The 17211-nt window shown below is 41.4% G+C and carries 16 protein-coding genes; 12 read left to right on the top strand and 4 right to left on the bottom strand.

All coding sequences use genetic code 11. The features are described from left to right. Positions 1–33: 33 nt before the first annotated feature. Both tdh and M9194_RS05145 read right to left on the bottom strand, forming a co-directional pair. Positions 34–1065 (bottom strand): L-threonine 3-dehydrogenase, encoded by a 1032-nt coding sequence (tdh, locus tag M9194_RS05150; RefSeq protein ID WP_250611565.1) that lies wholly within the window; start codon positions 1063–1065, stop codon positions 34–36. After that, complete coding sequence (locus M9194_RS05145; protein ID WP_250611564.1) at positions 1065–2261, bottom strand: glycine C-acetyltransferase; 1197 nt, start codon at positions 2259–2261, stop codon at positions 1065–1067. Before M9194_RS05145 ends, tdh begins: the two co-directional genes overlap by 1 nt. Positions 2262–2599: 338 nt before the next feature. Here M9194_RS05145 and M9194_RS05140 point away from each other — a divergent pair, with 338 nt between their 5' ends. Further along, positions 2600–3517: a LysR family transcriptional regulator gene (locus tag M9194_RS05140; RefSeq protein ID WP_250611563.1), complete on the top strand. Its 918-nt coding sequence runs from the start codon at positions 2600–2602 to the stop codon at positions 3515–3517. 37 nt (positions 3518–3554) lie between these two features. On the opposite strand, the gene M9194_RS05135 is transcribed toward M9194_RS05140, so the two are convergent. Then, entirely contained in the window at positions 3555–3941 is a 387-nt protein-coding gene (locus M9194_RS05135) for a cytochrome b562 (protein ID WP_250611562.1), read from the bottom strand. A 227-nt stretch (positions 3942–4168) separates the two neighbouring features. On the opposite strand from M9194_RS05135, the gene M9194_RS05130 reads away from it, so the two are divergent. The 3 genes from M9194_RS05130 (at position 4169) to M9194_RS05120 (ending at position 7169) form a co-directional block, all read left to right on the top strand. Further along, on the top strand, positions 4169–4720 hold the full coding sequence (locus M9194_RS05130) for a cytochrome b/b6 domain-containing protein (RefSeq protein WP_250611561.1): 552 nt from the start codon (positions 4169–4171) through the stop codon (positions 4718–4720). Positions 4721–5686: 966 nt separating this feature from the next. Continuing rightward, positions 5687–6187, top strand: a complete 501-nt coding sequence (locus tag M9194_RS05125) for a hypothetical protein (protein WP_250611560.1) — start codon at positions 5687–5689, stop codon at positions 6185–6187. A gap of 103 nt (positions 6188–6290) precedes the next feature. Continuing rightward, positions 6291–7169, top strand: a complete 879-nt coding sequence (locus M9194_RS05120; RefSeq protein ID WP_250611559.1) for a hypothetical protein — start codon at positions 6291–6293, stop codon at positions 7167–7169. Between the two features lie 56 nt (positions 7170–7225). Here the strand turns inward: M9194_RS05120 and M9194_RS05115 are convergent, their stop codons facing one another. Then, complete coding sequence (locus tag M9194_RS05115) at positions 7226–8941, bottom strand: NAD-dependent malic enzyme (RefSeq protein ID WP_250611558.1); 1716 nt, start codon at positions 8939–8941, stop codon at positions 7226–7228. Between the two features lie 1505 nt (positions 8942–10446). Here M9194_RS05115 and M9194_RS05110 point away from each other — a divergent pair. Genes M9194_RS05110 through M9194_RS05075 form a run of 8 tightly spaced genes read left to right on the top strand, consistent with a single transcriptional unit; the run spans position 10447 to position 17208 of the window. Then, the gene (locus M9194_RS05110; protein ID WP_250611557.1) at positions 10447–10674 is read left to right on the top strand and encodes a Flp family type IVb pilin; all 228 of its coding nucleotides are present in this window, start codon (positions 10447–10449) and stop codon (positions 10672–10674) included. After that, a complete protein-coding gene (locus tag M9194_RS05105; RefSeq protein ID WP_250611556.1) occupies positions 10674–11117 on the top strand; it encodes an A24 family peptidase in 444 nt (147 codons plus the stop codon). The genes M9194_RS05110 and M9194_RS05105 overlap by 1 nt, the downstream gene beginning before the upstream one ends. Before the next feature lie 14 nt (positions 11118–11131). After that, complete coding sequence (cpaB, locus tag M9194_RS05100; RefSeq protein ID WP_250611555.1) at positions 11132–11923, top strand: Flp pilus assembly protein CpaB; 792 nt, start codon at positions 11132–11134, stop codon at positions 11921–11923. A 9-nt stretch (positions 11924–11932) separates the two neighbouring features. Beyond that, the gene (locus tag M9194_RS05095; protein WP_250611554.1) at positions 11933–13276 is read left to right on the top strand and encodes a type II and III secretion system protein family protein; all 1344 of its coding nucleotides are present in this window, start codon (positions 11933–11935) and stop codon (positions 13274–13276) included. Beyond that, entirely contained in the window at positions 13273–13770 is a 498-nt protein-coding gene (locus M9194_RS05090) for a hypothetical protein (RefSeq protein ID WP_250611553.1), read from the top strand. The genes M9194_RS05095 and M9194_RS05090 overlap by 4 nt, the downstream gene beginning before the upstream one ends. A gap of 5 nt (positions 13771–13775) precedes the next feature. Then, positions 13776–15008, top strand: coding sequence for a CpaE/TadZ family protein (locus tag M9194_RS05085; protein ID WP_250611552.1), 1233 nt, complete (start codon positions 13776–13778; stop codon positions 15006–15008). A 2-nt stretch (positions 15009–15010) separates the two neighbouring features. Continuing rightward, entirely contained in the window at positions 15011–16291 is a 1281-nt protein-coding gene (locus tag M9194_RS05080) for a TadA family conjugal transfer-associated ATPase (protein ID WP_250611551.1), read from the top strand. After that, on the top strand, positions 16291–17208 hold the full coding sequence (locus M9194_RS05075; protein WP_250611612.1) for a type II secretion system F family protein: 918 nt from the start codon (positions 16291–16293) through the stop codon (positions 17206–17208). Before M9194_RS05080 ends, M9194_RS05075 begins: the two co-directional genes overlap by 1 nt. The last annotated feature ends 3 nt before the right edge of the window (positions 17209–17211 follow it).

Raw genomic sequence — 17211 nt, 5'->3', positions numbered from 1 at the left:
GCTGATGACGCGCCTTATTCACTTATGAGATTACTATTCCCAATCCAAAATAACTTTACCAGATTGTCCGCTTTTCATAGCATCGAAGCCTTTCTGGAAATCGTCAATTTTATAGTGGTGAGTAATCATTGGCGTTAGATCAAGACCGGATTGGATCAAAGATGCCATCTTGTACCAGGTTTCAAACATTTCGCGGCCATAAATGCCTTTGATAACCAAACCTTTAAAAATCACTTGGTTCCAGTCAATACCCATGTCTGATGGAGGAATACCTAATAGCGCAATTCGGCCACCGTGATTCATGGTTTTTAGCATAGAGGCAAACGCGGACTGATTACCGGACATTTCTAATCCAACATCAAAGCCTTCTGTCATGCCCAGCTCAGACATGACATCTTCGATGCTTTCGTTGGCCACGTTAACCGCACGTGTCACGCCCATTTCTTTTGCTAGGTTGAGGCGGTAATCATTCACATCAGTGATCACAACATGACGAGCCCCGACATGTTTTGCCACAGCCGCAGCCATAATACCGATTGGACCAGCACCAGTAATCAAAACATCTTCACCAACCAAATCAAACGATAACGCAGTATGTACCGCGTTGCCAAATGGGTCGAAGATCGATGCTAAATCGTCTGAAATCTCTTCCGGGATTTTAAACGCATTAAACGCTGGAATCACTAAGTACTCAGAGAAAGCACCAGTACGATTGACACCTACACCAATCGTATTTCGGCATAAGTGTGTACGACCGCCACGACAATTACGGCAATGCCCACAGGTGATGTGACCTTCTCCAGAAACGCGATCACCAATGTCGAAACCACGAACTTCTTGGCCAATACCAACCACTTCACCAACATACTCATGGCCCACAACCATAGGAACTGGAATGGTGTTCTGAGACCATTCATCCCAGTTGTAAATGTGCATGTCGGTGCCGCAAATGGCGGTTTTCTTAATCTTGATGAGCAAATCGTTGTGGCCAAGCTCAGGCTTGTCCACTTCCGTCATCCAAATACCTTCTTCAGGCTTTAATTTTGCTAACGCCTTGATTTTCATTAGTCAATGATCCCCATATCACGACCAACTTGGATAAACGCATCAATGGCTTTATCCAGTTGTTCACGGCTATGCGCTGCTGACATTTGAGTACGAATACGCGCTTGGCCTTTTGGTACAACCGGGAAAGAGAACCCGATGACATAAATACCTTTCTCAAGCGCACGCTCAGCAAACTCAGCGGCAACTTTTGCATCTCCTAACATAATAGGAATAATAGCGTGATCAGCGCCAGCTAAGGTGAAACCAGCTTCTTCCATACGAGTACGGAAATGCGTTGAGTTTTCCCACAAGCGTTTACGCAGGTCACCACTTTCTTGAAGTAAATCAATAACGCGAATAGACGCGCTTACAATGGCAGGAGCTACTGCATTTGAAAATAGGTATGGACGAGAGCGTTGACGCAGCCATTCAATCACCTCTTTTTTACCAGAAGTGTAACCGCCTGAACCGCCGCCCATTGCTTTACCCAATGTACCTGTGATGATGTCGATACGATCGATGACATCATGGTATTCATGCGTACCCGCGCCGTTTTCACCCATAAAGCCCACTGCGTGAGAATCATCAACCATGACCAACGCGTCGTACTTATCCGCTAGGTCACAAATGGCAGGAAGGTTAGCAACAACACCATCCATAGAGAACACACCATCAGTAACGATTAAAGTGTTACGTGCACCCGCTTCTTTAGCGGCAATCAATTGTTGCTCTAACTCTTCCATATTGTTATTTGAATAACGGAAACGCATGGCTTTACACAAACGCACGCCATCGATGATAGATGCGTGATTTAGTGCGTCAGAAATGATCGCATCTTCTTTGCCTAAAATAGTCTCAAATAGGCCAGTATTTGCATCGAAACAGCTGGTATAAAGAATCGTATCTTCTTTACCTAAGAACGTGGACAGCTTTTGCTCAAGCTCTTTGTGGATATCTTGAGTACCGCAAATAAAGCGAACAGAAGCCATACCGAAACCGTGGCCATCCATTCCCTCTTGACCCGCTTTAATCAATTCTGGGTGGTTAGCCAAACCTAGATAGTTGTTAGCACAGAAGTTCAATACTTCTTGACCAGTTGAAATAGAAATAGAGGCTTGTTGCTGTGAAGTGATAACACGCTCTGCTTTGTACAAGCCTTCTGACTTTACTTCTTCAATTTGATTACGAAGTTGCTCATAAAGTGAAGATGACATACTCAATTCCTTGCTTTTTTTATCTAGAGTTCAGGTATTGCAGGCGACTAGCCAACACTTAACGCCTACAAGTAGGATAGTTTGGCATCAGTGTAATGGAATCTAGCGAAACGCATTATCCCTAGAGGTGGAAAAACTTTAATGAATTTCAGGCACAAATTTAGATACTTGAGGGAAGAGTTATTTATTTTCATTTTTAACAATTAGTTATGATTTTCAACTCAATAAGCTCGTCAATTTCTCAGCAATCAAACCCTACTAGTTAATATCAAAATAGTGATTCCCGTCATAATTTAGTAGATAATCTAGCAAACACTTACGCCCCAATTGGTCTTTACATGCAAAACACAAAACTCGTGTCACTTCTACCCGATTTGGCCAGTTTCATACTCGTTGTCAATGAAGGCAGTTTTACCGCCGCAGCTAAAAAGTTGGATGTGACTCCATCCGCTTTGAGTAAGCTAATTACTCGATTAGAAAATGCGCTGTCGGTTAAGTTGTTAGAGCGGACAACTCGAAAGCTCAACATTACGCAAGCGGGTCAACGGGTTTACGACCAAGCCAACATCATGTTAAACGCTGCCCAGCAAGCAGTTGAAGTATCCAAGCAAGATCATACTGAACCATCTGGCTCAATTACCGTTGCGGCGCCAGAAGCTTTTTTGCACTCTGTGCTACAACCTCTTATTGCGCCCTTCTTGTCTCAGTACCCAGCAATTTCACTTAAGGTCAAAGCCATAGATGGTGATATACATTTGCTCAAACAAGACATTGATATCGCGTTTAAACTCACAGACAAACCAGATGAGAGCTTAGTGTTAAAGGAAATCAACGACACAAACTTAGTGTTGTGTGCTAGCCCAGCCTACCTTGATCAATGTGGTACCCCAACACACCCGACTGAACTGATTGATCACGATTGTTTGTTTCTCGGTGAGGTCTCTCATGACAATGTATGGGATTTTCTAAAAGGTGATGAGTTTTATACTGTAACAGTAAAAGGACGATTTGCGGTTAACCAATCCCAACTGAGGCTACAAGGCGTGAAAGAGCATTTAGGCATTGGTATTTTTCATGATTTCGTTGTGAGAGAAGCACTACAAGAGCAAACCGTCATTCAAGTGTTGCCAGATTGGACGATAAAAAGTAACTATCATGGCGGCATTGCTATGCAATACCGCCAGACTAAATATATGCCGGCAAGGTTACGCGTGTTTATCGATTACATGCACCAGCATTTACATGGCAAGTGCTAAAACTTGAGAATCAATTAGGCACCCTACCATAAAGTTATCAACAAAATAACCTTTCCCATATACTTGGGTTTCGTTTGTTGTGATACTCGACGCGAAGCGAATCGATTTCCTGTAACGCGTCTTTCGCTCCCGCCAAATCTAGCGTGTCTATTTTTACTTGAATCCTATCTAACTCTGCACTGAGCCGTTTAAACCCTTCTTGATAAACTGAACGCTTTTCAATAGGGAGATTTAACGCTTTGCTCTGTGAGACCAAGCGTTGAAGGTTTGATATAGGGACACGCATTTCATCGAGATTTACTGCCTGTACAGCTAGATTAAATTCTAATTTCATTTGTTTCATGTTTGCAGATAAATTGTTCTCCTGTGCCTGAACCATCATGGAAAGAAACAAACCAATTGTTAGAAGAATAACTTTTGCCATTATCGCGCTCCATTGCATTTTGTATTTGCACAGGAACTCGATATTTACTGAAGGGGCCTACCTACATTACCTGCGCTCTGGCCAGTATAAACTTCTCCAATACAGCAAGAGAGGCAAAACTGTTACTAATTATAATCGGTTAAATTCAGTAATATCTCCCTCTTAAGCTTTCCTTAAGTTTCCCACGTTATCGTGTTTTATGTAGACCAAAATCGGGAGAGGAAACCATGGCACAAGTACATAAATGGGATATTTTAGTCAAACTCACACACTGGACTGTCGCTATCTTATTTTTAAGCAATTACTTTTTGACCGAAGAAGGCAGCCTAATTCATCAATGGGTGGGGTATGGAGTCGCTGGCGCGGTAGTAATTCGGCTTATGTGGGGGTTGGTTGCACGTTCACCATCAAGGTTGAGTAGTTTCAAACCGTCGATCCCCTCGGCAATAACTCATATCAAAGAAGTGTTTTCAACCAAGAAAGACGACCATGTTGGGCATAACCCCGCGGGGGCCATTATGATTTGGACCATGTGGACGCTTTTATTGCTCACCGCATTTACAGGCTGGTCAATAGAACAAAACTTGTTCGGGGACAAGGATATCTTCGAAAGCATTCATGAGGTGTTCGCTAACTTGACTATGATCGCAGTAGGCATCCACGTAAGTGCCATAATTCTTATGACTAAGATAACCAAAAAGTCATATCTATCGGGCATGACTTTGTGGCAAAGAAAACCTAACAAACCTTTGAAAAGTGCAACTAAACACTCGTCATAGCAAATTAGATTAGCACTTAGTTAAACAAAGGTGGGTAAGATATATAGCCAAGTAACCTCGACAGAACAAATACGTTCGGATAAGCAAAGCTTTATTTCCTGACAGCAGTGTAGAGGTTACTTGAGTAGCATTTTAAAAATTAAAATTTCAACTCATTCTCCTTTCATATTATTTCCAACTTAAAAATTCTCTTTCATTAGAAAATTACTTTTTTACTTACTAACTCTACTACTACCCTACCGATTGCCACTCATAAAATTAAACGGAAATGTTATTATAAATAATTTAACTTGTTAACAGTCTGATTTATTTTTATTATATTTAAAATTATCAAACAACATACTTTTATGTGCTAGTGTTAGCAAAATTGAGCTATTTGGTGGATTTCAGATGGAACATCAATTTATTGAAGATATTATCAGCAATATTATCTATGATATAGATCACATAGAATCAAAGACTTACAACTTGGATCCTGATTCAATAAAAACTAAAGAAATAAAGTTTAAGCTAGAAGAAATGAGAGTTAATCTTGATAGGGTGCATGTTATTTCGCGTCACTTAAACAAAAATTACAACCTTTAGCATAGCGCTTTGATAGAATCATTATAGAGTTATATTTACTATGAAAGAAACAGATTTAGAGTCTATAAATAAAAGCATAACCAGAATATACGTAAACATAAAAAGATTAGAATGTGTGATTGACTATTATGAACGAACTGAACATTATGAACTAATATTATCGAAGTTATCTAGACTACATGTGATATTAAAAACGATTCGTCTTCAATACCCTCTATTAGAAAATCAGGGGCATGATACCTATAAGTTGAATTAACGTGCAACAAGACTAAATATCAAGCGTACTGATTCACAAAACAACGGGAATTAGCAAAACTCTAGTTGCAAAATCAATGAGCTACAGTCAAACATTGGTTATAGGCATGATGACAGGAGTTCAAGATGAAAGAGAATTTTATCAGAGAAGGCATCAGAGGTAAGTTAGTCGTCAAAGACTTTGTGCCTGCCACCAACATCGGAAAGTTTGACCTTAAAGCCGAGCCACACAAAAAAAAGATTACCGTCGTGGTAAAGGTATTTTATCGTTTCCTCGATAATAGCCAGGACCAGCTGACTTGGACCATGAGTGAGAAGAACGACTTCAAAAGAAATGCTCGTCGCGTCATTTTAGATAAATGGGCGAATCTGTACCAAATCCGCTGCATTAAACAAAATTGGGAAGAGTTTGTAATGAACATTAATTTTGTCATTGCAGAAGTGACCAATCCAGCCTACTGCCGCTATGTTGTTGAAGTAAAAAAAATCGCACGATATAAATCGAGTGGAGGTATCAATCACGGTGTCGTACCCCACGTATGTGGCGTGAATAACTTCGCTAACGAAGTCGATATAACCAAAAAGCAGGATCGAATATTTAACTATAAAGCAGGATCGAATATTTAACTATAAAGAAGGGCTTATCCGGGCGGGGTTACGTGGCCTACTACCTGCGGGAGATGGAGACTTCTTAACGTTTTCTTCTGATAGACACGCTTTAACGTCAAGCATGAAAGTCTATTTAGACCAATTCTTATCCATCGTCAGAACAAGAAGAACCCCCGACGTTGTTGGCATTAAAGCCTATGTCATCGGCCTTAAGGGAAAAAACGACAGCTTATTAACAAGAAATTTAGAATCTAGACGAGCGACTTCTATTGCTAATTATATCAACCAGCGCATTGTTGGAGATAATTTTGCTATCGTGTCTGACGACTCTCAACAGTGGGCTAAAGATGCGATAAAATTTTTAAAGACACGGGCAAGAAACCATACAGTATCAGGCCAAGATGGGGGCGCACTCATTGTCATTCGCACTCCTGACGACGTGGACCGTACGGTCCCTCACAAATATGTCGTCATGACACATGAGTTTGGCCATATGCTCGGTTTACCCGATGAATACATGGGGGTCCATAGTGCATCGACAATGTCTAAAATCCAACTCGACAAAGTGTGGCCAACGACACTGACATCCACTTCCCTACAATCTGGGAACGACCGTTTACGCTTAATGCAAGATGGGTATACCCAAATGACCACGCAAGCCAATGTTCCCCTACCAAACTTAATATTTAATACAACTACGGCAAAAAGACCCGAAGCCCTGCATGCGGCGCAAAAAGTTCGAGAGCAAAATGATAAAAACTCTCAGCGTAAAACCCAACTAAAAGATACCTTTGGTCAAGACAGTTGGATTTACAAAAAATATAAAGATAGCCACCCTTATATTAGTGCACCACCAACATTAACAGCGATTTCAAATAGTATCATGCACAGTGGAAGTGAAATTCAGAAAGCGCATTTTGTGACTATCTGGTCGGCACTATGTCATGCAACCAGTGACCACCTTCAGTGTACAGACTGGGAAATTATACCAGCCAGTTAGGGCGTGTGGACGAATGAAAATGGCCGCCAGTAACACAGCGGCCAGTTCGCTTTACATTATACTCTACGATAAGGTAGGTACACGGGCTCCCACATATGGGAGGCTAGCTCATGGCGAATATCTTTGTCGCGCAATTTACTGACAGGATCGGTTTCTTTTAGTCTTTGCAAAATGGTCGTGGCGACATGAATAGTCACTTCCTTGAGTTCACTGATTCTAGGGTATACACATCCCATCGCCAGATCCTCTTCCGACACATGTTCTGCTAGGGCATACGAAGCGGTGGTAAACATATCCATGGTGATTTTTTCTACTTCGCCTGCGATAGCGGCCAATCCGACACCGGGGAATATAAAGACATTATTCCCTTGGCCGATTCGATGAGTGCTACCTTCAAAGACCACATCATCAAATGGACTGCCTGTTGCGACGATGGCTCTACCATTTGTCCAACGATATAAGTCCTCCGGCAGTGCCTCACAATTATCTGTAGGGTTTGAAAGCGGGAATACGATCGGCCTATCGGTGTAGCACTGCATTCTCTCGATATGTGATTGGGTAAAGGCCCCACCAACGCCACTGCAACCAAGTAATACGGTGACCGGAACATTATTGAGCAGATCTTGCAAGCTCACCTTGCCCTCTTGTTCAAGTTGCCAGTCGCGCGTGAGCTCCCAAGATTTAGAATAACGTTTCTTGTATTCGTCTAAATTATCACGGTTGTCGAAAACCACACCACGAGAGTCTAACGTATAAATCCGAGCGCGGGCTTCTTCATGCGAAAGGCCTTCTTTTAATAGCCCTGCAAAGATTTGGTCTGCAACCCCTACCCCACCAGCGCCTGCACCATAAACGGCATAAACTTGGTCAGACAGACTTTCATGTTTAATTTTAGCCGCGTTGATGATGCCCGCCAATACGACGGAGCCTGTCCCTTGGATATCATCATTAAATGAAGGTACAACATCTTCATATTCGGTCAGGTTATCGAACGCATTCGATTTACTGAAATCTTCCCATTGCAGTACCGCTTTCGGGAAATGATGTGTCACCTGCTCGACAAACTTGGCGATGAAAGTTCTGTATTCGTCTCCGCGGATACGCTTTTTAGTCACACCTAAATACATTGGGTCGGACAACAGATCTGGGTTATCAGTACCGATGTCTAAAGCAATTGGCAAACATTGTGTTGGATGAATGCCAGCGCCCAATGTGTAAAGTGACAACTTACCTATCGGAATACCCATACCACCTACGCCTTGGTCACCTAAGCCAAGTATGCCCTGACTATCAGTCACAACGATAATTTTAATATCTTGGCTAGCAAACTCTCGGGCCATTTCTCCCATACTATCGACATTATCCTCTGTAATGTACAGGCCCCGAGCTTTTTGGTAGCGATGACTAAATTCTTGACAAGCCTTACCCACCGTAGGGGTGTAGATAATCGGGGTCATCTCTTCGACATATCGATTCAACAATGCGTAAAACAGTGTTTCGTTTCTGTCTTGTAGCGATCTCAAAAACAAATACTTCTCGATATCTGTAGAGGCATTTTTAAACCCGCTGTAGACTCGTTTAATCTGATCTTCAAACGTCTGAACTCTTGGCGGTAATAAGCCATTTAGATTAAACATATCGCGTTCTTCGTAGCTGAACGCTGTACTCTTATTAAGATTACGGTCATTAAGCAAATCTGTACCTGAAAGCGAAACAGGACGAAATTCATTGCCCTGAGCATCTTTCCAACGTAAATATTTTCCGACAGTCATAACATCTCCACTAACCAACTTGATATGGCTTCTATTCCTTAACGACCTTGAGGTGCATTCTGAGTATATCGGCCTAGTTAAAATCGCAAGTAGTCTAAAAAGGATTGCGAAGAAATGTTGTGATCCAACGCATTGAAATGGTGTTTTTTACCATATTTACAATAAGTTACACTAATCAAAACAGTAAAGGCATTGAAAGAGGTAATAGTTTATACCCAAATCACTTCAAGATGCAGAATTCAGAGCGAGGTGAGTGGCCCAATTTAAGGAAAAGGTCTGCAGGAATGGCCCTCCATTTCAAAGGCCTTTGACGCGAAAGTGGGCCACTCACATCGCTCCCGAAGGGCGAGTAGATAAGGCATCACTGCGTTGTTAGGGATGTTCAACGTAGAATGACTATGCCTCACCTCCCTGCCTAGCATTGAAGCCTTATCTATCTCGCTGAAACTCGCATCTTGAAGTGAATTGGGTATAGGCAAAATATAAGACTTTCGTCTTAACACAGGTCCCCCGGAGAGTAATTCTTGCAGCCTAGAAAAATTTTCACTGACACCCTATTAACAATATCTTGATTTTCTCAAATAAAACCTTATTTAAGCTAAGTGTATTAATCTCACTCGGTAACAATAAATTAAAAATTCGATAAGCGTTATTACGTAGAAAAAGGCAAGTATTAATTTTTTTAAAAAATTAAATATGCACTTGATCCCTTAAAACCAAAAAACACCGACTTCACTATCTCCATGAATATTAGTATTTTTTATAATATTGCTACAAGTTTTCCAATTAAGTATTGATAGAAACACACTACTATTGTAGTCTTAAACCCAGACTTAATTTTCGACAATAATTAATAAAAGATACGTATAGTATCAATACCTTTTCACCTCTTTCCGGCAGAAATATTTGCATCCGATAGTTGGAAAAACTGCTGTTAATAGATTGTTTTTAATAGCATTGGATATATTTCACAACCAAACCAATCACCAGACTTATGATTTAGGAAGGAATCTATTTATTCTTAACATACTTTTATATATTCCAGCTTAAACATTGAACATCTCCCCCTCCTTAAATAGAATTCAATCGCTCTAAACAAACAGGTAACTTTTGGTTTTTTTATTAACCCATCGTTAACCGCATAACTATTTAGAATATTAATGATTAGTTTTTAGGAAAGGGATACTACATATTTAGTACCCCCTAAATAATATGATAAAACCAGTGTAAGAAATTGTAGTTCTTAAAGTTCTTAGCTCTATTATCTATCTGATATATGGTCATTTATTTGCTGGCAGATAGTAGAGTTATGTATTGCATAACTCTAGAAATAGTCGAGTTCAAAAATCTAGAGCCTTTTAGTAAAACGGTACTAGATAAATAAAATAACTTTGAGTGAGGTTAAGGCCTGTGCCTTAGCTATAAAACTGCTTACATAAAATCTTATTTCATATTTGAATTCTAATATTATTTTATTAAACACATATAAACTTTAAGGTTAAAACATGCTAACTAAATTAGTCGTAAAAGCTCAAATGTCTATCGATAACTGCAAACAAGCTATTGCTAAATTCACTCAAGACGAAAACGGCGTAACTGCAATCGAATACTCAATCATCGCAGCTATCATGGGTGGTGTTATCTACGTTGGTCTAACACAATCTGGCCTAGCTACAAACATTAAAGAAGCGCTAAAAACCGTTGCTGGCTACATCAGTGTTTACACTGGCTAATGACGGCTTGGATAATAGCTTGGTGGCTATCTCTAGCCACCATCTCTTGTTATATAGGATATCTAGATCTACGTTATAGAAAAATACCTAACACCCTATCACTTATCGTTTTTTTAATTAGTGTCGTCATTTCACTGCATATAAAAAATGGTGGAAATATTATGTATGTCGCCATGATATTTCTCGTCGGGTTTGTATTGTTTCTATTTAATATTATTGCAGCAGGTGACATAAAACTGCTTTGCTCTTTTTTTGTAGCTATCAGCCCAACTTATTCACCGATGGTACTTTTTGTTATCACTTTCCTTGGTGGAATTATGGGTTGCATTCAACTTATATGGTTGAAAGCTAATAAAAAGAACTTAAAGGAAAGCTCAGGCGTTCCTTATGGAATACCTATTTGTATTGGTTGTTTACTCGGTATTGCTGCGTCAATAATTTAGTTTAAGGCTTCGTCGTGAAATCAAAAATATTATTAGTTATTGCAGTGGTTGCCATACTAGTCGGCCTTTATGGTGTAGCTGGTTCGTTAGTGCACAAACCAAAACCTGCACCACAAAAAAACCCCAATATTCAAGTTTGGCGATTAAAGCAAAATGTCCATTCTGGAGAGATTATTAGTCGTCGTATGTTAAGCGTCGAACAAGTTTCTCAGAAAAAAGCCAATGAGCTTGGATTTACTCAAAGCGTGAACCTTGCTTGGAAACAAGGCGCGGTATTTCGTCAAAACTTAAACAAAGGCAGCTACTTATCGGAAGCTGACTTAGTCCAACCAGATGCACCTGGATACATCGACTTTGTTATTGGTAAAAACAGAGTTGCATTCCCTATCGCCATTGATCCAAACAGTGTCGTTGGAGGGGTCATTACTAATGGCAGCAAGGTAGATGTACTTGCCATCATTGGCATAAGCAAATCATCAGGTGGATTCGCACCTAAGAATTCAACCAATAAATCGATTACCGTTAAGCCGTTATTTATTGGTATTAAAGTATTACAAGTTAAAAAACTCACCTCTAAAGTAAAAATAGAAGGTGATGATAAGTCAAAAAGTCAAACCGTCGTTGTACTAGAGCTTACGAGAAAACAAGCGGTCACCCTGACCGTCGCACAGCAAGTTTCTCACATCAAGATAGATCGATCTGTAGGTCAATATACCGAATCGGATCTACAAGCTGACTCTGGTGATATTCTGCCGCATTTCCAAGATGTTGCTGAATACCGCGCAGACAAAATGCAAATTAACTAGGTTTTTGTCATGTTTAAATTAGCAAAACAATTACTCGCAGCACTAGTTCTAACCACTGTTTCATTTTTTGCAGCAGCTAGTGGTGTTATCAATTTAGCGAAAGGAAACGCGACCACAATTAATGTGAATCAGGACGTATCATCTGTTTTTATCGCTAGCCCGAAAATCGCTGACTATCAGGTCATCGATAAGAAAAAAGTGGTGGTCTATGGTAAGTCCATTGGCCGCACGTCCATCATGGTATTTGGTAAATCCGGAACGACATTGGCAAATAGAACGGTTATCGTCAACAAGAGCTTAACCAAGATACAGCAGTATATTGCCATCAAGTTCCCTAATGCCAACATCAATGTTTTTAACGTCGGTGACCAAGTGGTATTAAGTGGTACAGTCGCAACCGAGACCGAGAAAAGCCAAATTGAGAAGGTAGTTGGAAATCTATTGGCCAGAAAAGCCAAAGAGCATGTGTTTGAATACAAAAACACTAAATCTAATACCAAAGAGCAAATGGACTACATGACTCGTACAAGCTACGAAGGCATTGTCAACAACATTGAGGTCGCTGCAACCAAGCAGGTAAACGTAAAGTTATCGATTGCGGAAGTCTCACAGTCGTTTATGGAAGATATCGGATTTAAATACGGTAGCAATTCAAGCTCTCCTGGGCAATTTATAAGCCCGATTAACGGTTTTAACGCATCAAACTTACTTGCCGTGATCAACGCTAGCCATGATGACACCGTAGGTAAAGTCCTTGCTGAGCCAAACCTATCTGTTATTTCAGGTGAAACGGCCAACTTCTTGGTTGGTGGCCAATTGCCTGTGGTATACACAGTCAACAACTCAACCAGTGTTGAATACAAAGACTATGGTATTCAGCTGCACCTAATGGCTAAAGTCAAAAGCGATGACAACATCCGTTTAACTTTAGCGCCAGAAGTCAGCTCATTAGATACCACTTACGAGAACCAGACTTACAGTCTTCCGGCCCTTAAGACACGTCGTGAAAAAACAACGGTTGAACTCGGTGATGGTCAGAGCTTTGTACTTGGTGGTTTGTTAAGTACTGAGGAAATCGAAAGCCTGAGTAAGGTTCCTCTACTTGGAGACATTCCAATCTTGGGCACTCTATTCCGTGATGCTGCTACTCATAAAAAGAAAACTGAGCTGGTGATTGTTGCCACGGTTAACTTAGTAAAACCCGTTAAACCGTCTCAAATCCAACTGCCAGAAATGCAAAAAACAACCACGTTGAGCCGCTTCTTTGGCCTAAATGATAATAAAACGGCCTACCCGAAAGCCAGTGAAAAGTTGGCAAAAGAGCTGCTTGCAACCGGAGGGTTTAAGAAATGATCAATTGGAAACTACTGGCACTGATTCCTGTTATCGCGGTAACAGGATGTGCAGAGCACGTAAATGAGCGCTCAGGAAGTAATGTTGACGTTTTCCCTGTCACCTATTCCCTCGCGCTGACTAAACCGTCTCCATTTTTGCAGCAGTTCATTGACTCACATTTCAATGTCATTTTAGAGCATGGTGTGACGATTGAGACATTTTCTTCTGTCGGTAAGCGCTGGGCGATGAGTGTCCGTAAAGACTTGGTTAAAAGAGGTGTTGAGCCTAAATCTATCAAGATACTACCTGGCATTAGCAAAGACGATGACCGATTCGACCTGTCGATCTCTACCACTAACTACACCACTCAGGTTCAGCAGTGTGGCTACTACGGTATTGGCGATGTCGAGGATACTGCGTCAGGTTGTTTTGTTGAAAATAGCCGTTGGATTTCAATGGTTAACCCTCAAAAAATGCTGATAAAAACGTCACCAGAAAGTACTAAAGAGTAAATATTATGTTTGATTTAGTCGATGTTATTAAAAATCACGCTGATAAATCAGAAAGTGAAAACCAACATGGTATGGTGTTGTTTCATCAGTCTGAGGACTGCAAAAGCTTTATCGAAGAAGCGTGTCGATTTGAAGGGTTAGCACTACCGAAAGCCCTAGCTAATGTAGACAAGAACATTCAGCAGTACGCGCGAGAAAACAAGTCTAGCACACTGATTATTGAGCTAAGCAGCAGTGACAATGTCACTGCTGAAATGGAGCGTATCTCCCATTTGCTACCTAACAATGCTTCTGTGATTGTTGTCGGTACAGAAGGCACGATCAATACGATTAGAAGCCTAAAGTCGATGGGCTTTCATTACTTGTTTTGGCCAGCGTGCCAAGAAGAGTTTGTAGAACTATTTAAATCAGTGAATACAAACACTGTTAATAACACCACACTAAGCCCTTCTAGAAAAGCGAAGAAAGTCGCTATTTTAGGTGCCAAAGGTGGTGTGGGCGCATCATTTTTTACCACCCAGTTAGCGCGTAGCTTATCCGAAAAACACAACAGCTCTTGTGTTATAGCCGATTACAACTTCACCGGTGGTAACTTAGATATTTTGTTAGGTATTGACAACTTTGCTAAGCGAGCGGTCAACTCAACCGAAATTACCGCCACACTAGATGATACTTATGCGATGAGTATGACTCACAACGTGAATCAATTACTTTCACTATTGAGTATCGAGTCTGAAGTGTTAACAGATGCAGAAACGAAAGACATCTTAAGAATCGTAATTGACGCACTCTCCTCTCAATATAACTTTGTATTAGAGGATTACTCCAATACCGCAACCAGTCGAGAGCAACTAGAGTATATCGCTAATAATGCCGATATCATTTTGCTTGTCATGGACAAAAGTATTTCAAGCTTGAGAGAAGCGAAACGTATTGTGGATGCCCTACAACACCACAACTCAACGGCTAGACGAGTCACCATTTTGAATAGTACTCGCCCAGAAAAGGCAGCGACGGTATCTGAGCAAGAAATCAAGTCGTTCTTAGACGAAACGCCCGACATTATGTGTGCTTATGAGGCAAGTCTGAGCCATGCAATACTTAAAGACAAAGCGTTGCACGACCAAAAACTTATGATCAACACCACCTTAGACAAGTTAACGTCTTTGGTACTCGGTAAGCCTTTCAAACAACCTACATCGGCTAAGTTGAAACAATGGCTTAGGAAGGTGTCATAAGTATGTATAACAACAAAACCATATACATAAAACTGCGAGAGCAGATATTTGAGGCCCTCGATCCTGAGTCTATTAATACCCTGACGAAAGATCAGCTACAAAGCCAACTTTCCAAAGCGATAGACCTGCTAATCGAGCGTGAAGATTATTCTGTGGCTTCAGTGATTCGTGCCGAGTTTGTAAAAAGCTTGGTCGACGAGTTACACGGTTTGGGTCCATTGCAAGCCCTGCTCGATGATGAATCCATTAACGATATTATGATCAATGGTCACGATCGGGTATTTGTCGAGCGTGACGGCCTCGTTGAAGAGTCTCCCGTGACCTTTATTGATGAGAACCAATTGCAGCACATCGCGAAACGCATCGTTACTCGTGTAGGTCGTCGCATTGATGAGTCTTCGCCAACCTGTGATGCTCGTATGGCAGATGGAAGCCGTGTCAATGTCGTAATTCCACCTATCGCGATTGATGGCACTTGTATCTCAATTCGTAAATTCAAAAAGCACTCCATTGGGCTGGATAAATTGGCAGAATATGGCTCAATGAGCAGCCAAGTCGCGCAGGTGCTTAAAATTGCCTCACGTTGCCGTCTAAACGTACTGATCTCTGGTGGTACTGGCTCGGGTAAAACGACGTTGCTGAACGCCTTGTCTCAATATATCTCCGAAAAAGAGCGAATCATTACCATTGAAGACGCGGCCGAACTGAAATTACTTCAACCCCATGTTGCTCGTTTAGAGACTCGTACTGACGGGATTGAAGGAAACGGCGCGGTAACACAGCGTGATCTGGTGATCAACGCACTGCGTATGAGGCCAGATCGTATCATTGTGGGTGAGTGTCGTGGCGCAGAAGCATTTGAAATGCTCCAAGCGATGAATACTGGCCACGATGGCTCGATGTCAACATTACACGCCAACACACCTCGTGATGCACTTGCTCGTGTTGAGTCCATGGTCATGATGGCGACCGCTAACCTACCACTGGAAGCGATTCGTCGTTCGGTGGTCAGTGCTGTCGATATTATCGTCCAAATAAGTCGCTTACACGATGGCTCAAGAAAAATCATGAGCATCTCTGAAGTAGTTGGTTTGGAAGGCAATGCCATCGTGCTGGAGGAATTATTCAAATTTCAACACAGTGGCCAAGCTGTTAATGGCAAAGTAAACGGAACATTCGTTACATCAGGGCTTCCAAGACGCTCCATACTGTCAGAGAAGGCGCACTTTTATGGTCTTCAATCCCAGCTAAGTTCCATATTTGGTGTTGCGGAGACGGTGTGATGTATTGGTTTTTGCTACTAGTTGGTGGCTTGGCGGCCATCCTTCTATTACGAGGTAATACTCCTAAGCACAATTACCTGAAGACTAACGCCCTTAGCGGATCTAACTCATCAATTGGTGAAGAGTCTCAGGCCGTTGACTTACAAGCACTGTACGAAAAAAGCCTGAAAGATCGCATAATCAAAGGGGCTCAAAGCGCCTACTTGCAACTTGGCAAAATGGCAGCGCTGAAAATCGCTGTCATTACCATACTTTGTTTTCTATTGGCCACTTATGTCAATCACAACTTTGTTCGTGGTGGATTCGGTGAGCTTATTGTGGTGTTTCTTACCATTGAGATAATCAGCCTATTTACCGGTTATCGATGGCTTAAAAAACGCGCGTACAAACAATTTAACGAAGCCTTTCCAGAAGCACTGAATATTCTCGCCAGTGCAATCGGCACTGGTGAAAGTATTGTCCATGCCATTGTCTATGTTGGTAAACACCTTGATGGCGATGTCGGCAACGAATTCAAAGTAATGGGTGAACGACTACTTATTGGAGAGAAACCAGAAAGCGTATTTCGTAAAGCTTGTACTCGTTTTCCTTATTCCTCTTTCTTGTTTTTTGTCATTGTACTTAATGCCAACATCCAACGAGGTGGACAGCTTAAGCTCATTATTACCAGGCTCAACCGCATGATATTCAACGAACGTGCAGCAGAGAAAAAGAAAATGTCTCTTACCGCCGAAGCGCGAGCCTCTGTGAAAATTGTTGCAGCCGTTCCTTTCGTCTTTTTGTTTGCTTATCAATTCATTAGCCCCGAGAGCTATGAATTCGTTATGCACAACCCAAAAGGTCATTATCTGCTGTATTACCTCATTGCAAGTAATGCGGTTGGTTTTGCCATTTCTTCCTGGATCATGAGGGACTAACGC

It is taken from the genome of Vibrio sinus, assembly GCF_023634645.1.
Taxonomy (GTDB): domain Bacteria; phylum Pseudomonadota; class Gammaproteobacteria; order Enterobacterales; family Vibrionaceae; genus Vibrio; species Vibrio sinus.
The sequence above is the reverse complement of the archived record's forward strand: the minus strand, read 5'-3'. Positions and strand labels throughout refer to the sequence as shown.